Here is a 21,977-nt window from a genome sequence, read left to right as displayed (position 1 = left end):
TTCAATTAAATTATCTATTCCGCTATATATGCCCTATATTGACTTCATTTTACAGCCTTCGTATAATTATTTTAAGACATCTATTTTTAAGGATAGTTTCAGAAATTAGGAGATAAAATGTTTAACAATAAGAGCAGCACAAGCAATGATATGATTGAACTTATTACCGTAATAAAATTAGGTTCTTTTGGTTTCATATTGATGATAATTATAAATCAGATTTTACAATATGATCATACTCAACCAGCAATTATTTTCAATAAACAATTGTATTTACTAATGTTCTTTATCATCATATTATTAATTTCTATCTATATATTATTATCTCAACTCTATTTTAAAATATGGCAGTTAAAAAACATAAGAAAAATTCAAATTATAGAAGGCTATGTTTTTTTATTAGTATCATCAATTCTAATCATGTTTTCAAATTCATATGATAGCGATTATAAATACTTATTAATCTTTGGGGTCATCACTATAACTTTAGAATTAGGTAAAAAGCAAGGTATAATCATGGCTTTAGTGTCATCTTTTACTTTACTAGCAATTGACTTGATCTTTGCTCCTCATTCAGCTGTGAATATATATTTCGAAAATGATTTAACATTTACTTCTAGTTTCTTTGTTGTAGCATGGGTTTTAGGACAATATGTCCAAATTGAAAGAGAAAGAAGAGAATTATTAGAGCAACAATTAATTGAGCAATTAAAAGAACATGAGAATATCATGGAAATACTCTCCAAAGACGACACCCTTAGCAATCTATTAATCGAAAACTCACCTGATGCAATCTTTATTCAATCTAAGGACCGTTTTCTTTATGCTAATGAAAATGCTTTAGATCTATTAGGATATTGTTCATTAGAAGAATTACAAAATAAGACTATTCTTGACTTTGAAGCATCTGATAATATAAAAGATTTAGAACTAAAGTATATATCCTTATATAAAAATGAAGGATATAAAATTTCATTTGAAGATACTATTATAAACAAAAAAGGCGAAGCAGTTAAAGTTCAAAATACATCTACCTATTACTTATTTAAAGGCCATCCCTCCATCGTGACTGTAATGAGAGATATTCGTCCAGTAGTCATAGCAAATAAGCTCAGAAAAGATGTAATTAAAAATATAGAGAAGTTAAACGAAACCATAGAAGAAAATAAACTGGTAACAGAATTTTTCTCTAATATATCTCATGAACTAAAAACACCTTTAAATATTATATTCTCCTCCTTGCAAATGCTTGATCTTTATAACAATAGTTCTGATGCTGATATAATTAAAAAGAAAAAAAATTATATTTTAGCTATGAAGCAAAACAGCTATAGATTGCTTAGATTAATAAATAATCTTTTAGATATAACAAAGTATGATTCAGGTTATATAACACTTCACATGAAAAATGAAAATATAGTTAGTGCTGTAGAAGATATTACTATGTCAATTTTAATCTATGCTGAAAATAAAGGAGTGGAAATCATTTTTGATACAGAGACTGAGGAGAAAATAATTGCTTTTGATGTAGAGAAGATAGAAAGAATAATCTTAAATTTATTATCAAACGCTTTAAAGTTTACCGACCCTGGAGGAAGTATCTATATAACAATAACCAGTGATGAAAATAATGTTATCATTTCTGTAAAAGATACTGGAATAGGTATACCAGCTGATAAAAAAGAACAAATATTTGAGAGGTTTTCACAAGTAGACAAGTCATTTAGAAGAAATAATGAGGGCACTGGACTAGGTTTATCTATAGTTAAATCCTTTGTAACGCTTCATGGGGGAAATATAAAACTTAATAGCGAGCTCGGAAAGGGAAGCGAGTTTATTATAACCCTTCCTTCAATTCAAACAGAGAAGATTAATTGTGAAACAAGTGAGATTCGAAGCAATATACAAGAGAGAATTAACCTAGAGCTATCAGACATTTATTCAACAATAAACTAAAGATTAGGAGAAAAATCATGCTTAAAGTAACTTTAATTGAATCTATTCTAAGAGGTTTACCTGAAGCCATTTTGTTTGTTTGGGCCATATATTTACTTACTCAGACACCAATGAAATATACCAAAATAATGCTAACTGCTTCTATAAGTACTTTTATAACTTTTATTATAAGATTATTGCCTATTAATTTAGGTATAAATTCTATTTTATCACTTGTTCTACTCATTTATTTAAACATAAAAATAAATAAAATTTCTATTAAACAGTCTTTATCTACTACAATTTTAGTATTTATTATAGAGTATATTGCAGAAATGATTAATATTGTTATATTACAATTACTAAAGTTTGATATAGCTAAACTTTTTCAAAACCCAATAAATAAGGTATTATATGCATTACCTTCACTTGTTTTGCTAATAATATTCGTCCTTATTGTTCACAATATAAAAATAAAGTATCTATCACTAAAATCTAATAATATTGTTTAACTAAAAACTTAAAGCCTGAGCTATTGCTTTGCCTTTTTTCCATATTTCTTCTCCATATTAATATTATTTATAGAGTCCTTAGCACAACTATTAATTTATTTTTATTTAATATATCTTCACTATATAGAATAATAATATATTTTAAAAACCATACTATTTTTAAAGTTTCACAAAAATTTAAATTTTGTCTAATAGCCGAAAAAGTGATTTTTATTTTTAAAAATATTTCATAAACCTATTGACTGATTATAAAATACGAAGTAAAATGAAATAAATTCAAAGTTAAGTGTCAAACAATTAATATAAAAGCCTTGATGGGAAGAGTAGTTATTATGAGGTAGTCAAAGCGAATCAGTGGTGGTGAGAGACTGGTACGAAGCAAATAATGAAGAACATCCCGGAGCTTCCAAACGAAATTTTTTTAAAGAGTAGTCTTGGACGGAGCCAAACCGTTACAGCGTGGACAGTATCGAATTTATTTTTTTTAATTCCGTACTGATTAAGGAGAGCTTTTAAGCTAATTTAGGTGGTACCGCGGAAGTATAAGTCTTTCGTCCTATTTATATAGGATGAGGGGCTTTTTTTATTTACTTTTTATAAAATTATAACTTTGATAAATTTATAAATAATTATATTTTATTATAATCAAAATCGCATGGACGATTTTAATATCAAATTGGGGAGGACTATTAATATGTGTACAATTATGTGTTATACAGGAAATGATATGAAACACGAAAAATTTGCAGAGGCATTACAAAGAACTGAGCTTAGAGGACCAGATATGACTGAAATCCTTACTCTACCATCTGGTATCTTAGGTTTTCAGAGACTTGCAATCATGGATTTGAGCTTCAGCGGAATGCAGCCATTCACAAGAAAAACAGATGCATCTATCTGCAATGGTGAAATTTACGGTTTCCGTAAACTTAAAGAGGATTTAATAGCTAAAGGGCATAAGTTTATCTCTGATAGTGATTGTGAGATATTACTTCCTATGTATTTAGAGTATGGATTAGATATGTTTTCAATGCTAGATGCAGAATATGCTTGCGTTATCTACGATGGAGAAAAGGACACTTTCATTGCAGCAAGAGATCCAATTGGAATTAGACCTTTATTCTACGGATATTCTCAGTCAGGTAAGATAATGTTTGCAAGTGAAGCAAAAAACTTAGTTGGTCTTACACACAAGATCATGCCATTTCCACCAGGACATTATTATGCTGACGGTAAATTCACATGCTACTCTGATATTGCAGAAGTAGAAGGTGACTACTGCAAGGATGACTTAGAAGTTATTTGTAGCAATATTCACGATAAGTTAGTAACTGCTATAGAAAAACGTATGGATGCTGATGCTCCTGTAGGTTTCTTGTTAAGTGGTGGTTTAGACAGTTCATTAGTTTGCTCAATTGCTCAAAAGATGTATCCAGACAAGCCAATTAAAACTTTTGCTATAGGTATGACTGAAGATGCAATAGATTTAAAATATGCTCAGGAGGTTGCAGATTATATTCATAGTGATCACACTGTTGTTTATATGACAAAAGAAGAAGTTCTTGAATCCTTCGAGTATGTTATTAAACTCCTTGGAACCTATGATATTACTACAATAAGAGCAAGTATTGGAATGTATCTGATCTGCAAGAAAATACATGAGATTTCTGATGTTAGAGTTCTTTTAACTGGCGAAATTTCCGACGAATTATTTGGATATAAATATACTGATTTTGCTCCAAATGCAGCAGAATTCCAAAAAGAATCTCAAAAGAGAATTAGGGAATTATTTATGTATGACGTACTTCGTGCAGACCGTTGTATTGCTTCAAACTCTTTAGAAGCAAGAGTACCTTTTGGTGATTTAGACTTCGTGAAATATGTTATGGCTATTGATCCTGAAAAGAAATTAAACACATACAACATGGGTAAATACCTTTTGAGACATGCCTTTGAAGGTGATTATCTTCCAAACAGTATATTATATCGTGAAAAAGCAGCTTTTAGTGATGCTGTAGGACATTCAATGGTAGACTATTTAAAAGAATATGCAGAAGCATATTATACTGATAAAGAATTTGAAAAACTATGTGAAAAATATAAATACCACGCTAAACCATTTACAAAAGAATCATTATTATACAGAGAAATGTTCGAAAAATACTACCCTGGCCAAGCAGAAATGATTGAAGATTTCTGGATGCCAAACAAAGAGTGGGAAGGTTGTGCAGTTAACGATCCTAGCGCTAGAGTACTATCAAACTATGGTGATAGCGGTAAGTAATTTGCAACTCCTAATAACCGTCTGTAGGATATCTTCAGACGGTTATTTTTTTAATCTTTTTACCTCTTTTGACCTCCAACGTTCTAATAAACCTCTTAAATCCATTCTACTAACTTTAAAATACAATGAGCACATTATAATTCGCATTTATTTCCTATAGATAATCCAGTTCCAAATAAAACATATAGTTGATAATCTTATTATTATTTTTAGTTAACAGAAGTATCTCTTAGTTTTATTATATAAAACTGGACTATCTATTCCGATAAATTGATAAACTACTTCAACCATTAAACTACAAATAAAGATTTCGATAATTCTACGAATCTTTATTTGGATAAATTCTAATATGAAGTAGTTTATCTATACATATAATTGAAATATTATGGAAAGATACATATAAAAAGTTAGGAGTGATAACATGGCAATCTTAAAAGATTGGACTGAATGGAAAAACACTTTAGGCAATGCCGTTGAATTAGGTGAGAATGTTGGTATGTCTGATGACACAATAACTAATGTTGCTGAAAAAGTAGGTACATTTTTAGCTAATAATGTTGACCCTAGAAATCCAGAAGAAAGATTACTTAAAGAGATGTGGGATGTCTCAGATATTAATGATAAAAATGTTCTTGCTAAACTAATTGTAAGAATAACTTCAAAATAGCTTTTTAATATAGCTTATTAACAAAACCGTAGTGGGAAATCCATTACGGTTTTATTGCGCACTTTACAGTTTATCAATCTTATTGATCTTTATTATTCCTTTATTAAAATATCTAAAGTATGTGCGCTTGCCCCCAATAAATCAGGTCTTTCACAGGTAGTAAGATGATATTTAATAAAAATTTCAAAGGTTTCTTCATCCATAGCATTCAGAGTAGGTCTCATATAATTAGCTGGTCCGTCAGCTGCAATTAATTTTACCCTTTTCAGTCCAACTTCCTCATTCAACTTATTTATATCATCTATTCTTACATAATCATATAGATCTTCTGGCTCTGATAAAACATGAAAATCTTCGCTAAGCTTCCCACTTTCAATACTTGTTCGAATATTATTTTCCTTAAATCCATATGTTATCACACTATATTCATTCATTAAGTAAGCTACTAAGATAACTCCTCCAACCTTAGTTACTCTTTTTGCCTCCTGTAAAGCCTTTACTTTATCTTCAAATTTATATAAATGATACATCGGTCCAAATACTAAAGTCATATCAAAAGTATTTTCTGAAAATCTTGATAAATCTAATGCCGTTCCCTGATATGCTTTTACTGTACTTCCCTTTGATTTTAAAACACCTAGATTATGCTTAACAAGTTCAACTGCAGTAACGTCATAACCCTCATTTGCAAGTTGTATAGAATATCTACCAGTTCCTGCACCAACATCTAAAATCTTTGCATTAGGCTTATTTTTCAGACACTGATGAATATATTTCATAGAAGTGATATACTCAACTTGCCCATGCCTTCTCGTTAATCTTTTATCTTCACAAAATTTATTGTAGTGTTTCTCTAATTCCTTAGTCATATCTTTATATTCCTCATCTATCATATTAAAAATTATTAAACATAAATATTTCAACAAATATTATACTATATATTACACTTAAAATATGAATTTTCTTTACCTCAAAAATTATTTCTTAGTAATTTTCCTTAATACTTTTCAACATAAAGTTAATAATTGAAAAAAACTTCTAACATAAAAACTCATTATATGTACAAAATAATTTAGAAGGTGGTGATTATATAATGGCTAATAAAACCAATAAAACCGACAATGCCAATGTAAACCTAGAGAATACTTTCTCAGGCTCAAAGCACCAAGATGGTTCTTTTAGTACTAACGAGCAAAGCAAATTCTCTAACAAATATAAAAATGTTGAACCTCTTCCAGAATCCGATCGCCCTAGACGTGATGGCCCTGGTGGAGAAGACGGAGAATAATCTATCTTAAGCTAAATAAACAAGTGGTGATATTTATTAATATCGTCACTTGTTTATTATATTCTCTTATCATTATATAAGTTTATCTAATTAATGTTTGAGTTTAAAACAAATTCTTTGTTATTTATTATTTAATAAATCCATTGCAAACTTTAAGACGCTTGGACCATTACACATACCATAATCCATAGAAGGAATAGCTTCTACTTGAATATTGTATCTTTCTCCTTTTTTCTTCATTTCTTTAAGCTGAAAACGAATTTGTGGCACTATGGAGATACATATGAGCAAGCAATTAGAATTAAATGATTTTCGGAGATGAAATACCGTTAAAAAACTGGATATGTTCGAACGTAGTGAGTTTATACAGTTTTAGGTATTTCATAGGAGAAAATCATATTAATTCTTTGCGTAGCTCATCCAGTATAGGAAGAGTGACGCCTAAATTTCAACGCAGTCCTTGAACAAAACCTTACTTATAAACTATTTCTGTATTTTTTGCTTCGAAACATCTTTCAGTAGATAATTTTTTAAACCACCGTCCTGATTTTTTTACTATTCTATTTCTGTTGTCTTCTAGATTAATTTCAACTAATCCATATCTATTTTTTACTTACTTATATACCACTGGCAAGTTAAACTAATATAATTAATTTAGTAAAATTGTTTAAAATAAAAAATCATCAATGAGTAGATAAGAAAATTCATTGATAACTTTATTAAGAGTAATCAAATTTATATTGTTCTGGCTTATGAAAACTCCCCTTCGCAAGGCGCGTATAGATCATTATCTCTTTTCTTCTTAAATATATCAAACATATCCTTCCTTTTAAAAATAAAAAACTCCCCTATATATTACACAAAAAGCAAAATAATAGTTGCTTTTTGGTAGTGCCTCTAAGAAAGTAGCAATCCTAACATTTTATTTAATTATATTAACTAATTGAATATTCTTTATCACAGTCCATATATTTCATACCAACTTCTATAAAATACTATTAAATTATCTAAGTAAAACGTTTAAGTAAATGTTATATTTAAAAAAGCATTTGTCAATATTAAGATAATAAAATTCAAATCAAAATATGGATGTACCACTTTATATTGAAATATATTAAAATAAATTTAAAACGATATTACTGTTTTATTTTAATTAAAGAACGGAGATGAATCGTAGTTGAATTATGTATATAGCATATTAGTTCAATTTGTGGATAGAATAGCACTACTACTTATGTGTTTATTTGTTATTACTAGACTTAGAGGTTTTAGAGAAATATTTCATAGTGGTAATTATAGCAAAAAAGACTACCTAATTGTATGTATAGTATTTTCTCTACTTGCCATACTGGCCAATTATACAGGACTTAATGTTGAAGGCTCGCTGGTAAATGTTCGAATAATAACTATAGTGTCTGGAGGTATAATATTTGGTCCAGTGGTCGGAATTGTATCTGGAGTAATATCTGGTGTCCATAGATATTTAATAGATATAGGAGGTATAACTTCAATTCCATGTCTTATAAGCAGTATAACTGCTGGAATAATATCTGGATATATTAATAAAAGAATTCAAAGGAACTATAGATGGATAGCTGGAATAATAGCAGGGGTCTTTTCTGAGACCATTACAATGCTTCTTATACTTTTATTAAGCAGGCCTCTTTCTTTAGGACTTGATATAGTATCTAAAATTGCATTACCAATGATACTAGGACAAATTAGTGTAGGCTTTATTGTTCAATTAATTCAAAGTATAGAGGATGATAAGGAAAGAATAGCTGCTAAACAAGCAAAACTGTCGCTAGATATAGCTAATAAAACCCTCCCTTATTTTAGAAATATAAATAGTGATTCCCTAAATAAGATATGTACTATTATAAGAGATGATATTAAGGCTGATGCCGTATCAATAACTGATACAAATAATATATTGGCTTATATTGGAGTTGGAAAAGAAAACTATAACATTGGACACGAAATAATACCCGAGGTAACTAAAGAAGCCATAAATAGCGATAAAATAATTATAAGAAATAATGGTCTACAAGATAAAAGCTTAATGTTAAAATCTGCAATTATAATACCTCTTAAGGTAAAGAACGAAGTTATTGGAGCTCTAAAAATATATTATAAAACCTCTCATAGGATAACCTATTCTCTACAAGCTCTCGCTGTTGGACTATCTCAAATTATATCAACTTTAATGGAGGTATCAAAGGTTGAACAAATGAAAACAATGGCTAATAAAGCAGAACTTAAAGCTCTTCAAAGGCAGATAAATCCACATTTTTTATTTAATGCTCTGAATGCTATAACTTCTTTTATTAGGATAGATCCAAATAAAGCAAGAGAACTTATAATAAATCTATCCAGCTACTTAAGATATAATTTAGAGTTAAACAGTGAATTTATAGATATAAAAAAAGAATTGAAGCAAGTTAAAGATTATGTAGAAATTGAAAAGGCCCGATTTGGAAATAAATTAAATATAATTTATCATATCGATGATGTAGATATAAAAATACCAAGTCTTACAATACAGCCTCTAGTAGAAAATGCTATAATTCATGGTATTTTAAAAGATAAGGAAGCAGGCACAGTGCAAATTATTGTAGAGGATAAAATTGAAAAAGTTAAGATTTCTATAATAGATAATGGTATAGGAATAAGTGAAGAGACAATTGAAAATATCTATAATGATGCAGTTCCTAAAAACAAAATAGGACTTTACAATGTACATTTGAGAATTAAACTTATTTATGGAGAAGGTCTTATTATAAAAAGATTAGAAAAAGGAACTAAAATAGAATTTTACATAAATAGAGCATAGGTGAGGTATCCATATGAAAGCTATAATAGTTGAAGATGAGTTTTTAGCAAGAGAAGAACTTAAATATTTTATTACAAACTATAGCGAAATAGAAATAATAGATGAATTTGAAGATGGAATAGAAGTACTTAAATTTATTCAAAATAACGAAGTTGATATTATATTCATGGATATAAATATACGATCCTTGGATGGTGTGTTACTTGCTAAAAGTATAAGCAAGTTTTCTAAAAAACCCTACATAGTTTTTATAACAGCTTACAGGGAACATGCTGCTGAAGCTTTCGAAATAGAAGCTTTTGATTATATCCTAAAGCCTTATTCAGAATCCAGAATTGTATCTATGTTGAAAAAATTGGAGAATCTTAATAATCATAAAGAAAATAACTCACACAAAACTAATATACAAAATAAGATAAACTTATGGAAAAACGAAAAGATACTAGTGGTAGATACCGATGATATATATTACTGCGTTGCTGAGGAACGAATAACTCATGTTTTCACAAAAAAAGATGCATATTCAGTAAACCTAGGTATAGCTGAATTCTATGACAGCCTTCCAAAAGATATTTTCTTCAGATGCCATAGATCTTATATTGTTAATATAAATAAAATAAGAGAAATAATTCCCTGGTTTAATAACACTTATAATCTAAAACTCCAGGATATAGATTATCAAATACCTGTAAGTAGAAGTAACATAAAAGAGTTTAAACAGCTTATGAATATATAAATGTATCCCGTGTAGTTTTTTTTGCATTTCGTTCAATAAAGAATAATTTTATATTACGCTGATTTATAATTATGGTAATGAAAGAACTAACATAAAAATTTAAACTTCAATAGTTTTGCAAATGCCTTATTAAATCGGCTTGTCAATATATTAATTAAGGAGTGATGAACGCGATGGAAGAAAAACTTAAAAACCGTTGGTTAATAGTTTTAGGTACAGTAATTGCTCAATTAGGACTTGGAACAATTTATACTTGGAGCTTATTTAATCAGCCTCTAGTAGACAAATTCGGATGGCACTTAAGTAATGTAACTATTACTTTCTCTATAACTAGTTTTGCTTTAGCATTCTCTACATTAGCTGGAGGTAAACTTCAGGAAAAACTAGGAATTAGAAAACTTGTGTCAATTGCAGGTTTAATCTTAGGTATTGGCCTAATATTAACATCTAAAGTAACTTCATTAACCATGCTATATCTTACAGCTGGTATAATGGTTGGTGCTGCAGATGGTATCGCATATCTTACATCACTAACCAATTGTATTAAGTGGTTTCCAGAAAAAAAGGGGCTTATCTCAGGTATATCGGTTGGAGCCTATGGAACTGGAAGTCTAATTTTTAAATATATTAATGGAAGTTTAATCAATAGTAATGGTGTTTCAGAAGCATTTTTATACTGGGGAATTATATCTATGATATTAGTTGTTGTTGGTGCACAGCTATTAAAAGATGCTCCAATACTAAGTTCTACTACTAATACTGCTAATAGTAATTCAATTAAACAAGATTTTTCCGTAAAAGAAATGCTTAAAACTAAAGATTCATACTTTTTATTTTTGATATTCTTCACATCCTGTATGAGCGGTCTTTATTTAATAGGAATTGTTAAGGATATAGGTGTTCAATTAGCTGGTCTTACACCTGCTGTGGCGGCAAACGCAGTAGCTATGGTTGCAATATTTAATACAGCTGGAAGAATTATATTAGGAGCTTTATCAGATAAACTTGGTAGATTAAACGTAATAATCTTTACCCTTACGATTATAACTGCTTCAGTATTTGTTTTAAGCTTTGTACATTTAAATTTTATAATTTTCTTTGCATGCGTTGCTTCAATTGCATTTTGCTTCGGAGGAAATATTACAGTATTTCCTACCATCATAGGTGACTTCTTCGGTTCTAAAAATCAAACTAAAAATTATGGAGTTATATATCAAGGCTTTGGTTTAGGAGCTCTTTCTGGTTCATTCATCGCAACATTAGCCGGAGGCTTTATACCTACCTTTATAATTGTCGGATGTCTATGTATAATATCAATAGTTTTAGCTTCTATTATGAACTCAACAAAACTTAATACTTATTTTGAACGAACTTACAAATTAATAGCAAAAACATCCTAATTCAAGATTTACTTATAATACATATTACACCTTCTCAACCTACAACTTTATTGAAGAACTATAAATAACCCACAAAAATCCATCTTCTTGGATTCTTGTGGGTTTAATGATGGAGTCGAAGCACAACCATTGAAATATACCAATAAATTTATAAATCATTTAATGTAACTATTTGGACGCCAATTTCTGAAGTTATTAACTTATTTATTCATTCATAAACATTTCTATTAAACTTTTCTGTCTCCCCCTAGCCATCGTATAATTCCTATATTTTATCTCCACAACTTATTTGTTATTAATTTACCTACTGACCCCTACCTCTTTGCAATTGACTTGTTTCCTTTCAACAGCAAAAATAAGGATTCCCAATTTGAAAATCCCACCACCACAAAATGGCATCGTTACTTTCAATCTCTGAAATCCTTTATTTATCAATGCTTTACACACTTTTATTCATCTTTTTATATCAAAGTTATCTTGATGCTATTTCTTTTTAATAGCTACACGCCATTCCTCTGGTCCTTGCTCAAGATATTCCCATTCAAATTGTCCATCATACTCTGCTAAAAATTGGTAATGTAATGGTCTTGGATCATGATCATTTAATAACTCCATTTCTTCTCCACTCATTAGTTTATTAAAAGTATCAAATATTACAACATGCTTTTCTCTTGGTGGATATATACGTGCATCTACTTGTGCATTAAATCTTGACATTGCGTCTACCTCCAATATAGATAATTTATACTATCTATATTATAAATAAATATAGAAACTTTATGTGATTTGAATCACATAAGTAATTTTAAATTATTTAGTTTAAATATATTCTCTGCTTAATATTAGACTATTTCTAAATCATTTAAAGCTTCTATTTGGAAGACCGCGTTTTACAAAACCCATACCAATACAATCCACAAAATATTTATGTGCAAAAGAAAGAGCCTATAACCGCATTTTTACTTATGCGTGTCATAGGCTCTTCGTCTTTGTATCTGGCTATTTGACATTTTATAGATTCAGTAGTTTAGACCAGAATTAGGAAGTGAAATTTCTTATCTTAATTATCTAAACATTAACTATAGGGTTCCATTATGAAAACTTAATTTATACTTGTTCGAAAATCGCGGCATCTGGGGATTTTCGGGCATGTATAAATTAATAGTTGAAGTTGGAACCCTATATAGATGAACCACTTCATAATTGAATTTATATTTTCAAATTCTCCTCTCAGAACCCAGAGGAGTTTTGAAAATAGACTTCGGATTGAAGTTGTTCATCTTTATTTCATTTCTTCAACTGCAGTTTTACCAGCAATTCTTCCGAAGGTAAATATATCAGTTAATGCATTACCGCCAAGACGGTTACCTGCATGGATACCTCCAGCAACTTCTCCAGCAGCATAAAGATTCTTAATTGGTTTATCATTTTCATCTAATACGTGGGCTTTAGTGTCTATCTTAAGTCCACCCATTGTATGATGAACTGCTGGCTTTCTAGGAGTAGCATAAAAAGGTGCTTTTAAAACCTTTAAGCTAAAGGTATCCTTATGGAATTCTGGATCAAAGCCTGCATCAACATATGAATTATATTTATTAATAGTGTCCACAAGAACTGCAGGATCCATACCAACTTTTACTGCTAACTCTTCTAGGGTATCTGCTCTAAATAGAGTTCCAGCTTCTACCTGACGGTCTAACTTTTCTTGACTTGTATTAGCTGCAGTTTTCTTTATTTCATCATCAGCTATAAGGTAGAATAAACCACCCTGATCAATAGCAGCTTTTGTTAAAACATCTCTTCCAGAGAATTCATTAATAAATCTTTTCCCTTCTTTATTTACCATTACAAAGTTTTCAGGAGGTACTTGAACTCCACTGAATAATTCACCAGTTTCAGGATCGGCTACAGGCATCATTTGAGTAAAGCCCATTCCTACAAGTGCTGCTCCTACAGATTTACCAAGTAATATTCCATCACCAGTCATAGCGTAGGAATTAGTAGTTTTTACATCATCATGAATTTCATTCCAGTAAGTGTTGTATTCTTTTAGCATCTTTGTGTTTGCACCAAAACCACCACTTGCAAGCACTACTGCTTTTGCATGAACAGTTATCTTTTGGCCATTAACACCAGTTGCTATAACTCCCTTTATTTCACCATCTTCTATGATAAATTCTTTTACAGGGCTATCAGTAATGATTTTTCCTGAGTTATCTTGTACATATTTTGTTAGTGCAAGTATAAAGGATGAACCATGGCTTTTGGTAGGCTTATGACCACGACGCCAAAGTGCACCAACAGGAGCAAATACTATACTCTTATCATACTCAACCCCTATTTCTTCTAGCCATTTAACACTTTCTAAAGCTCTGTCTGTAAGTATCTTTACTAGGTCATATTGTCCGTATATGGTGTTGCCATTAAGGTCAGTTCTTTTACCACCAAAATATGTTTGCATTCTGTGAAGTAGTGGAGAGTCAAATAGATGTCCCTTTTGTGTACCGAATTTCTCCTGGTAAGCTGAAAACTCTTTTCTAAGCGCACGGAAATCATCTATGTATTCTGGATGAATTGAGCTCTCATCTGTATCTAGTAGTGCTTCGATGGTATGTCTTTCTCCTAGATTTTCTTCAAACTGCATCTGCCACTCTGGATCTGCAGCATTGACAGGACCACCTGAACGTATGGTATTTCCACCTACTGCTGGATATTTCTCAAGAACAATAGCACTTGAACCATTTTGAAGCGCTGTTGCAGCTGCACTTAGTCCAGCACCGCCTCCGCCTACAACTACTACATCACAAGTATACTCTTCGTCTTCTTTTATTAAGCTACTAGCAGGCTTTGGACGTCTCTTAAGTATGTCAGGATTAACTCCTGCAAGTTTAACTGCTTTTGCTACACCGTCTATTACAGCATTACTAGTTTCTGAAGCACCTGAAAGAGCATCAACATTTAATGTCTGTCCTTCGATTATTTTATCTGGTATTCTTACAAAAACTACATCTGCAAGCCCTTCTGTCTCGCCCTCTGTATTTATATCTATACTTTCTATTCTGTTCTCACTAAAAGATACTTTCATTGGAAGACTTCCGCTGTGCCCTATTGCACTTACCTCATATACTCCTGGTTTGAAGGTAAACTCTTCTTCTTCGTTTAGCTGATTTGAAATCTTTGCAAAACGCATAAAACGTAGGAAGCATATTTCTAGGAAGTCTATGGTTCTTTCATTGTTTAGATTATCTTGCTCGTCAAATGCTTTATTTGCACTTCCAAGTAAAAACTCATATCCTGGCATTACATTTGCATCAACACCTGGTGCATCTAGGATTTGACGAAGATGTAGCTGTGCACGAGAAGAACCTTGAGTATCAAGAGAAGCTCCAAGGATCATAACTGGTTTGCCAGCAAGTGGATGAAGATCAAAGCTTAGCCATTCAATTAAACTTTTAAGGCTAGATGGTATTGAGTGATTATACTCAGGAGTAGCTATAATAACACCATCACTTGCTATAATCTTATCATTGAACATCTGTATCACTTCACTTGAGGACTGATTATCAGATTGATTAAACATAGGAACATCTTTAATCTCAAGTATTTCTATTTCTGCCTTTGACTCAAAGTATTTTTTCATAAACTGAAGGAGTTTACGATTATATGATCTTTTTGCGCTAGTTCCAACAATTGCTATAAATTTCATTTATATTAATCCTCCTATTCTTGCCAAGTGAATTTTTTAACTTTTTTATTTAAAGCTTTTTCTGCTAAAAGTTTTGATGTAATATCTGTAAATAGAAGAAACTCTCTGAAAATTTCATCTAGCTCTGATAGCTTGTCTAAATAAATAAGATTTCCTTCGCTATCAAATGCACCTTGTGATCTTCCTAAAAGGAATTCACTGCTTGGCATGATTCTGGCAGCAAGCTCAGGCGAATCAAGTATTTGTCTAAGATGTGCCTGCGCACGAGAAGAACCAAGTGTACCAAGGGAAGCTCCCACAATTAAAACAGGCTTGTCAGTAAGTGCTTGACTAGTGTAACTAATCCATTCAAGAGCACTCTTTAAAACCGCAGGTATGGCATGATCATACTCTGGAGTTGCTATTATTACTCCATCTGCTTTAAGAATTTTATCAGATAATTCTGCTACCTTTTCAGGAATATCAGAATCCTCTGGTTCATTAAAGGCAGGTAAAGCCTTAATTTCATATAGTTCTATCTCTGCCTCACTGGAAAAATGCTTTTGCATAAATTGAAGCAGCATACGATTAGTTGACACGTCTGAGTTAGTACCTACAATTGCTAAATATTTCATAGTAATCTCCTCTCTCTATTTGAAAACTTCATAATTTCAATGATTCTTTGATATAATTTTAACATGTTGAATATATTATATCTAATAGTTATTTATTGAAGTTTGATAACATATTTGTTATAATCAAACACAATAAAAAATAAGCTAATTGTTTCACAAAAGGATGATTTAAATGTCAAAATACTATTCTCAAGATATTTTGTATTATATTGATGCCATTTTAAAGTACAGTAATTATGGCAAGGCTGCCAAATCACTTTATATTTCTCAACCTTACTTGACACAGGTTATTAAAAGGGTGGAAAGTCAGTTAGACTGTGAGCTTATCAATCGTAGCAATCTGCCATATCGATTAACCGAGCAAGGGAAGATATATTATCAGTATTTAACTTCAATAGAAAATAATTATGCGAAGCTCCTTAGAGAAATATCAGCTGTGTCAGATATAGATAGCAAGGTTATCAAGATAGGAGTGCTTCCTAGCCTTGGAACCTTTCTTTTACCTCTTTTTTTACCGAAATTTTTAGATATGCATCCAAACTGTAAAATAGAGCTTTCAGAGACTTTACCAGAAAAAAATGAAAAACTAACTCAAAATGGTGAATTAGATTTTTGGATTGGACAAAATTCAAGCAATATTTCTCCCAACTTAAACTCCATTACTTGGGGCAGACACAGATACCGTGCTATTATTCCTCGCTGCTGTGATCTATATCAGAAAGACGTAGCCATTATTCCAGAAGGAACTATAGACATAAACAAGATATTGTGTCAAAAGCTGATACTAACTTCAAAAGGTTCTGCTATAAGAAAGCAGATAGATCAGCTATTAAGCCTTTATAAGGTGGAACCCAAAATTATAATGGAAAGTACCGAAATATATACTGTGCGTAACCTTGCAACCAGTAATTTAGGACTGACCTTTATACCAGAAAGCGTCTATGTAGAGGAGTGTCCATCTGAATACAATATATATGAAGTTCCAATTGATGAGCTTAGTATAGATTATTTTATAGCATATCACAGTGAAAAAAAACTAACTGCCGTTGATACCGACCTTATAGAAGCATTTCTAACTCATGGCCAAAATAATTTCAATATAGGAGATCAAAATGAATGAGTATAAAAAGATAATATATCTTATGGGAACAAAAATCTCTCTATATATAAAAGCAGATACTGCTGAAAAGCTTGCAGAAAAGGCTGAAGATATGCTGATTCATTATGAACAAGTCTTTAGCGCCAACAGTGATAACTCACAGCTTGCGCTGCTTAAAAAAGAAGCTTCATTTGCTCCACAAAAAGTAGATGATGAACTGTATGAGCTCATAAAAATAGGTAAAGAACATAGTCTATGTGAGAATACATATTTAAATATAGCAATAGGTCCATTAATAAAATTATGGAAAATAGGTTTTCAGGGGGCACATGTACCAGAGAAAGAATCTATAGCAAAGGTACTTGAACTTTTAAAGCCTGAAAATATACAACTAGATGATGAAAAAAAGACCGTGTATTTTTTGAAAAAAGGCATTGAGCTTGACCTTGGAGCCATAGCCAAGGGCTATTTTGCTGATAAAGTTATGGAATTATTTAAGGAAAATGGAGCTGTTTCAGCTATGGTAGATATGGGAGGTAATGTCCTCGTTTTTGGAGAATCACCATCGATCGGCGGTGACTGGAATGTCGGAATACAAAATCCGTTTCTACCAAGGGGAAATGCAGTGGCACTTGTGAAAATAAAAGATCAATCCGTTGTAACCTCAGGAATATATGAGAGAATGTTTGAAAAGGATGGTACTAAATACCACCATATATTTGACAGCAAAACAGGCTATCCAATAGAAAGCAATATAGCTTCTTTGACTATTATTGCTGATAAATCCCTAAACTGTGATATATATACTACAAAATTGTTTGGATTAGATGCTGCTTCAATTATTCGTAGAGTTAATAGCATTAAAGGGATGGGTGCTGTTGTAATAACTACGGATGGAAAACTAGCCTATACAGATAATCTTAAAGGAAAAATATATCCATTAACAATGTAATATTTCAAAGAATATAACCGCTTGTAAGCAGCTATTTAAGCCACCTACAGGCGGTTCGTGATTTTCATATTGGAGAGCTAATGATCGTGCTGTTCCCATGCCTCTATTTTATAATAGCTACCTAAGGCTAAAAAACCTCATTTACTTATGATACGGTTCTCCGTAACTATTCCAAGTGAGGTTTTTCCACAATTCTATCAATTCTAGAAACTAAGATCTTCTCCATTAGTTGCTATTACTTTCTTGTACCAATGAAATGATTTTTTCTTATTTCTTTTTAAGGTTCCATTTCCTTCATCATCCATTTCTACATATACAAAACCATATCTTTTTTTCATCTCTCCAGTTCCTGCAGAAACTAAATCAATGCACCCCCATGGTGTATAACCCATTAAGTCAACACCGTCTAAAGTAACTGCCTTTTTCATTTCTGCAATATGATCTTTGAAGTATTGTATACGATAATCATCCGCCACATATCCATTTTCATCAGGCTTATCAATAGTTCCCATCCCGTTTTCAACAATAAATAGAGGTTTCTGATACCTATCATAAAGTTCAGATAAAGTGTATCTTAACCCAACAGGGTCAATAGCCCATCCCCACTCCGTTTTTTTAAGGAAAGGATTTACATCGCCCATTTGCCCGCCAGTGTCTGTATTCTGAACGATTTCAGTATGATATACACTGCTACGGTAATAACTAAATGATAAAAAGTCTGAGGGGTAATTCTTTATTATTACGTCATCCCCAGGTTCTTTTTTTATGGTTACTCCCATCTTTTCAAAAAAGCGGTCTGCGTAAGATGGATAATATCCCCTCATCATAATATCAGAGTAAATCAAAGCTCCTCTTCGATAATCCAATGCTCCAAATATATTTTCTGGTTTACAATCTTTCGGGTAAATGCAACTTAAAGCAACCATACAACCAATTTGTGCATCTTCAATGATTTCGTGACAAAGTTTATTAGCAAGCGCACTGGCAACAAACATATGATGCTTTGCTTGATAACGCATCTGAGCTGTAGCTTCTCTGGTCCCCATAAAGGCGTAGCCATTTAGTACATTAATTTCGTTAATAGTAATCCAATATTTAACTAAATCTTTATACCTAGTAAATACCTCTTTGCACATTCTTAAAAAACAATCAATGGTTTGACGACCACCCCAACCATTATAATGTTCAGCCAAATAAGCAGGCGTTTCAAAATGATATAGCGTGACTAATGGTTCGATATTATATTTCTTGCACTCATTAAAAACATCTTCGTAAAACTTTAACCCTTCTTCATTTGGTTGTTCCCCTTCAATTCCACCATTTGGGAAAATACGAGACCAACTAAGAGATAGGCGGAAACATTTCAATCCCATCTCTCCAAAAAGAGCAATGTCTTCTTTAAAATGATGATAAAAATCAACAGCTTTATGACTAGGATAATAAACAGATTCATCGATATAGCCTGCTGCACCTTCTGGTATAGTGTCAATTTTGGGATCACCAGTAGGTCGACGGTTTACCACTTTTTTTGTGCCGTCTTTTAACTGGATTGTAATTTTCCTTGGACGATCTGCAGTTCCATTAGTTATGAAGTCGCTTGTTGCAAGACCTCGCCCGCCTTCATTATATCCACCTTCATATTGATTTGCAGCCGTAGCTCCACCCCATAAAAAATTTTCTGGAAAAACTTTTTTCATTGAAATTCATTTCCTTTCTAAAGTACATTACTTTTTTTGATTTTATAAAAAACAAAAACTGCCCAAAATAAGTTGGGCAATCCTAAAAATGGATCTGCATTAAGCCTTTTTGATAAGTTTATACAAATCAGTGATTTCACTAGCCATATCTTTAAGTGCCATGGAAGTCATAAAATGGTCTTGTGCATGAACCATAATAAGAGAAAAATCAAATGCCTCTCCGCCTGCTTCCTTTTGTATTAAGCTAGTTTGAAAATGATGTGCTTCATTTAAAGCATTATCTGCTTCTATCAATTTTGCTTCTACTTCATCAAAATTGCCTTCTTTCGCTTTTTGGATTGCTTCCATTGCCGAGCTTCTTGCGTTCCCAGCGTGAAGGATTAATTGAAATGCAATATTATATAGTTCTTCTTTATTCATAATTAAAGTCCTCTCAATTGTATTAAGGAGGCAGGCAATAGACAAATATATACCTGCCTCACTTTCTTAGTTATTCAGCCCTTCCTCTTCTCTCATCTTCGCCTTATCATAGATTCTGAAGAAAGGAGTATAGATTAGGAATGAAATAAATATATCAACTACATTCATCACTGCCCCCGAAATATGTCCACCGGATGCAAGATAGCCTGCGATAATTGGTGGTGTTGTCCAAGGGACTGCAATACCTGTAGGTAACGCTACCAATCCAAAATTCATTGCAATAAAAGTTACAATAACGACAACAAGTGAAGTAATGATAAATGGAATAATCATTATCGGGTTTAACATTATTGGCAATCCAAAGATTACTGGCTCGTTTATGTTAAAAATAGCAGGAGCTATTGATAAACGACTAAGACTTTTCATTTGCTTTGATCTAGAAAAGACTAACATTGCAAGAACTAAGCCAAATGTTACACCCGTTCCACCGATGTGGATAAAGTTATCCCAGAATTGCATAGTAGCAACATGTGGTAGATGTTGGCCAGCTTGATATGCTGCAGCATTGTCACCGGAAGCACTAAGCCAAATTGGTTCCATAACACTTTTAACAATGTTTGTACCATGCAATCCAGCACCCCATAGTAATGTTACAAAAAATTCAGCAACAAGGGATCCACCAAGAGTAAGTCCCACCATTTTTAACGGATCACCTAAAATTGTGGTAACTAAGCCATTAATCGTTCCATAATGAGTGGTTTCAACGAGTAAACGTACTCCCCAAACCAAAAGAATAACAGCAAATCCTGGAATTAGAGCTGCAAATGATTTACCAACAGTTGGTGGTACACCATCTGGCATTTTAATTATAATTTCTTTTTGGACGAACCAACGATAAATTTCTGTTGATATAATTGCAATAAGTAATGCAACAAACAAACCTTTACTGCTTAAAAATGCTTTTGAAAGTGCACCGGTTACCATAACAGCATCTTTAGCTCCGGCTGCCTTAAATAGGAAATTAAATGGTGTTGTTAATAAGAAGGCAGCTACTGAAATAGTACCGGCACTCAACTTATCAACCTTATAGCTTTCAGCTAATCGGTAAGCTACAGCGAATGCAGCAATGAGCGACATGATATTGTAAGTTGCATCTACCGGATAGTTTAAACTATTTTTCCAGCCTGCGCCGAAAATAGAACTCATCCATTCTGCATATCCATTAATTGGAAAATTGGCTAAGATTAGAAATAATGACCCAATGATCATGAATGGCATAGTGGCAATCAGACCATCACGGAGCGCCAATAAGTGTCTTTGCGCACCGACTCTTGCTGCAACAGGCATTACCTTTTGTTCTAGAAAGTCGTTGTATTTGCTCATTTTCTTCTTCCCCCTCTTAATTTATTTGTTATTTACTAACTTTATAGCAGTTTTTAGAACTTCTTCACCATTACACATCCCGTAGTGAGTTGGGTCAATAGTATCTACTGGAATACCTTTTTCATCCCCTAATGCTTTTATTTTTGAAAGTAGATATCGAACTTGTGGTCCTAAAAGAACGACATCCGCCTTGTCAATGTGTTCATTGATATGAGTTGCCGGAGCAGCCCAAATTTTCCCTTCCAAACCTTGTTTTTCTGCGGCCTTTTCCATTTTGGTCACAAGCAAACTTGTACTCATCCCAGCTGCACAACATAATAAAATATTCATTGCTTCTCCTCCTATAAAAAACCTTTTAATAAAATAAGTAACCAACTATCTAAACTGCATCAATTGACAACCTTTTCATTTTGCTTTGATTACTTGTTGTTTATAGTTTATTCTAAAACTT

At 32.0% G+C, this 21,977-nt stretch carries 18 protein-coding genes and 1 other annotated feature; of the genes, 10 read left to right on the top strand and 8 right to left on the bottom strand.

Annotated elements, in window-relative coordinates; translation table 11 throughout:
- The first annotated feature begins 117 nt into the window (after window positions 1–117).
- From OCU55_RS18985 to OCU55_RS18970, 4 genes are all read left to right on the top strand, one after another.
- Entirely contained in the window at window positions 118–1,956 is a 1,839-nt protein-coding gene (locus OCU55_RS18985) for a sensor histidine kinase (protein ID WP_261853863.1), read from the top strand.
- A 17-nt stretch (window positions 1,957–1,973) separates the two neighbouring features.
- The gene (locus OCU55_RS18980; RefSeq protein WP_261853862.1) at window positions 1,974–2,447 is read left to right on the top strand and encodes a hypothetical protein; all 474 of its coding nucleotides are present in this window, start codon (window positions 1,974–1,976) and stop codon (window positions 2,445–2,447) included.
- A gap of 302 nt (window positions 2,448–2,749) precedes the next feature.
- Window positions 2,750–3,009 (top strand) — a binding site (T-box leader).
- A gap of 132 nt (window positions 3,010–3,141) precedes the next feature.
- Window positions 3,142–4,731 (top strand): asparagine synthase B, encoded by a 1,590-nt coding sequence (gene asnB, locus OCU55_RS18975; RefSeq protein ID WP_261853861.1) that lies wholly within the window; start codon window positions 3,142–3,144, stop codon window positions 4,729–4,731.
- 421 nt (window positions 4,732–5,152) lie between these two features.
- Window positions 5,153–5,398, top strand: coding sequence for a DUF3243 domain-containing protein (locus tag OCU55_RS18970; RefSeq protein ID WP_261853860.1), 246 nt, complete (start codon window positions 5,153–5,155; stop codon window positions 5,396–5,398).
- Window positions 5,399–5,490: 92 nt separating this feature from the next.
- Here OCU55_RS18970 and OCU55_RS18965 read toward each other — a convergent pair whose 3' ends face one another.
- Complete coding sequence (locus OCU55_RS18965; RefSeq protein WP_261853859.1) at window positions 5,491–6,267, bottom strand: class I SAM-dependent methyltransferase; 777 nt, start codon at window positions 6,265–6,267, stop codon at window positions 5,491–5,493.
- A gap of 224 nt (window positions 6,268–6,491) precedes the next feature.
- On the opposite strand from OCU55_RS18965, the gene OCU55_RS18960 reads away from it, so the two are divergent.
- From OCU55_RS18960 to OCU55_RS18945, 4 genes are all read left to right on the top strand, one after another.
- Window positions 6,492–6,686, top strand: coding sequence for a hypothetical protein (locus OCU55_RS18960; protein ID WP_261853858.1), 195 nt, complete (start codon window positions 6,492–6,494; stop codon window positions 6,684–6,686).
- Window positions 6,687–7,863: 1,177 nt separating this feature from the next.
- Window positions 7,864–9,519 (top strand): sensor histidine kinase, encoded by a 1,656-nt coding sequence (locus OCU55_RS18955; protein ID WP_261853857.1) that lies wholly within the window; start codon window positions 7,864–7,866, stop codon window positions 9,517–9,519.
- A gap of 13 nt (window positions 9,520–9,532) precedes the next feature.
- A complete protein-coding gene (locus OCU55_RS18950; RefSeq protein WP_261853856.1) occupies window positions 9,533–10,255 on the top strand; it encodes a LytR/AlgR family response regulator transcription factor in 723 nt (240 codons plus the stop codon).
- Between the two features lie 173 nt (window positions 10,256–10,428).
- Entirely contained in the window at window positions 10,429–11,655 is a 1,227-nt protein-coding gene (locus OCU55_RS18945) for an L-lactate MFS transporter (RefSeq protein ID WP_261853855.1), read from the top strand.
- A 483-nt stretch (window positions 11,656–12,138) separates the two neighbouring features.
- On the opposite strand, the gene OCU55_RS18940 is transcribed toward OCU55_RS18945, so the two are convergent.
- The 3 genes from OCU55_RS18940 to OCU55_RS18930 all read right to left on the bottom strand — a co-directional run bounded on the left by OCU55_RS18940 (window position 12,139) and on the right by OCU55_RS18930 (window position 15,975).
- A complete protein-coding gene (locus OCU55_RS18940; protein WP_261853854.1) occupies window positions 12,139–12,372 on the bottom strand; it encodes a DUF2249 domain-containing protein in 234 nt (77 codons plus the stop codon).
- A gap of 565 nt (window positions 12,373–12,937) precedes the next feature.
- Window positions 12,938–15,361 (bottom strand): flavocytochrome c, encoded by a 2,424-nt coding sequence (locus OCU55_RS18935; RefSeq protein WP_261853853.1) that lies wholly within the window; start codon window positions 15,359–15,361, stop codon window positions 12,938–12,940.
- Window positions 15,362–15,375: 14 nt separating this feature from the next.
- Window positions 15,376–15,975 carry an NADPH-dependent FMN reductase gene (locus OCU55_RS18930; protein WP_183275974.1) on the bottom strand — a complete coding sequence of 200 codons (600 nt, stop codon included), beginning with the start codon at window positions 15,973–15,975 and terminating at the stop codon, window positions 15,376–15,378.
- Window positions 15,976–16,147: 172 nt separating this feature from the next.
- On the opposite strand from OCU55_RS18930, the gene OCU55_RS18925 reads away from it, so the two are divergent.
- Entirely contained in the window at window positions 16,148–17,095 is a 948-nt protein-coding gene (locus OCU55_RS18925) for a LysR family transcriptional regulator (protein ID WP_261853852.1), read from the top strand.
- Complete coding sequence (locus tag OCU55_RS18920; RefSeq protein WP_261853851.1) at window positions 17,088–18,026, top strand: FAD:protein FMN transferase; 939 nt, start codon at window positions 17,088–17,090, stop codon at window positions 18,024–18,026. The genes OCU55_RS18925 and OCU55_RS18920 overlap by 8 nt, the downstream gene beginning before the upstream one ends.
- Before the next feature lie 203 nt (window positions 18,027–18,229).
- Here the strand turns inward: OCU55_RS18920 and OCU55_RS18915 are convergent, their stop codons facing one another.
- From OCU55_RS18915 to OCU55_RS18900, 4 genes are all read right to left on the bottom strand, one after another.
- Window positions 18,230–19,723 carry a family 1 glycosylhydrolase gene (locus OCU55_RS18915; protein ID WP_261853850.1) on the bottom strand — a complete coding sequence of 498 codons (1,494 nt, stop codon included), beginning with the start codon at window positions 19,721–19,723 and terminating at the stop codon, window positions 18,230–18,232.
- A 99-nt stretch (window positions 19,724–19,822) separates the two neighbouring features.
- Window positions 19,823–20,143: a PTS sugar transporter subunit IIA gene (locus OCU55_RS18910; protein ID WP_183275970.1), complete on the bottom strand. Its 321-nt coding sequence runs from the start codon at window positions 20,141–20,143 to the stop codon at window positions 19,823–19,825.
- Between the two features lie 66 nt (window positions 20,144–20,209).
- Window positions 20,210–21,526 (bottom strand): PTS cellobiose transporter subunit IIC, encoded by a 1,317-nt coding sequence (gene celB / locus OCU55_RS18905; protein WP_261853849.1) that lies wholly within the window; start codon window positions 21,524–21,526, stop codon window positions 20,210–20,212.
- 21 nt (window positions 21,527–21,547) lie between these two features.
- Window positions 21,548–21,856, bottom strand: a complete 309-nt coding sequence (locus tag OCU55_RS18900) for a PTS sugar transporter subunit IIB (RefSeq protein WP_183275968.1) — start codon at window positions 21,854–21,856, stop codon at window positions 21,548–21,550.
- Window positions 21,857–21,977: the final 121 nt, after the last annotated feature.

This window comes from Clostridium folliculivorans (genome assembly GCF_024341905.1).
Lineage (GTDB): Bacteria > Bacillota > Clostridia > Clostridiales > Clostridiaceae > Clostridium_AR > Clostridium_AR folliculivorans.
The sequence above is the reverse complement of the archived record's forward strand: the minus strand, read 5'-3'. Positions and strand labels throughout refer to the sequence as shown.

Coding starts and splice junctions, on each gene's coding strand:
- OCU55_RS18985 (WP_261853863.1), top strand. CDS start 118: ATGTTTAACAATAAGAGCAGCACAAGCAATGATATGATTGAACTTATT.
- OCU55_RS18980 (WP_261853862.1), top strand. CDS start 1,974: ATGCTTAAAGTAACTTTAATTGAATCTATTCTAAGAGGTTTACCTGAA.
- asnB (WP_261853861.1), top strand. CDS start 3,142: ATGTGTACAATTATGTGTTATACAGGAAATGATATGAAACACGAAAAA.
- OCU55_RS18970 (WP_261853860.1), top strand. CDS start 5,153: ATGGCAATCTTAAAAGATTGGACTGAATGGAAAAACACTTTAGGCAAT.
- OCU55_RS18965 (WP_261853859.1), bottom strand. CDS start 6,267: ATGACTAAGGAATTAGAGAAACACTACAATAAATTTTGTGAAGATAAA.
- OCU55_RS18960 (WP_261853858.1), top strand. CDS start 6,492: ATGGCTAATAAAACCAATAAAACCGACAATGCCAATGTAAACCTAGAG.
- OCU55_RS18950 (WP_261853856.1), top strand. CDS start 9,533: ATGAAAGCTATAATAGTTGAAGATGAGTTTTTAGCAAGAGAAGAACTT.
- OCU55_RS18945 (WP_261853855.1), top strand. CDS start 10,429: ATGGAAGAAAAACTTAAAAACCGTTGGTTAATAGTTTTAGGTACAGTA.
- OCU55_RS18940 (WP_261853854.1), bottom strand. CDS start 12,372: ATGTCAAGATTTAATGCACAAGTAGATGCACGTATATATCCACCAAGA.
- OCU55_RS18935 (WP_261853853.1), bottom strand. CDS start 15,361: ATGAAATTTATAGCAATTGTTGGAACTAGCGCAAAAAGATCATATAAT.
- OCU55_RS18930 (WP_183275974.1), bottom strand. CDS start 15,975: ATGAAATATTTAGCAATTGTAGGTACTAACTCAGACGTGTCAACTAAT.
- OCU55_RS18925 (WP_261853852.1), top strand. CDS start 16,148: ATGTCAAAATACTATTCTCAAGATATTTTGTATTATATTGATGCCATT.
- OCU55_RS18920 (WP_261853851.1), top strand. CDS start 17,088: ATGAATGAGTATAAAAAGATAATATATCTTATGGGAACAAAAATCTCT.
- OCU55_RS18915 (WP_261853850.1), bottom strand. CDS start 19,723: ATGAAAAAAGTTTTTCCAGAAAATTTTTTATGGGGTGGAGCTACGGCT.
- OCU55_RS18910 (WP_183275970.1), bottom strand. CDS start 20,143: ATGAATAAAGAAGAACTATATAATATTGCATTTCAATTAATCCTTCAC.
- celB (WP_261853849.1), bottom strand. CDS start 21,526: ATGAGCAAATACAACGACTTTCTAGAACAAAAGGTAATGCCTGTTGCA.
- OCU55_RS18900 (WP_183275968.1), bottom strand. CDS start 21,856: ATGAATATTTTATTATGTTGTGCAGCTGGGATGAGTACAAGTTTGCTT.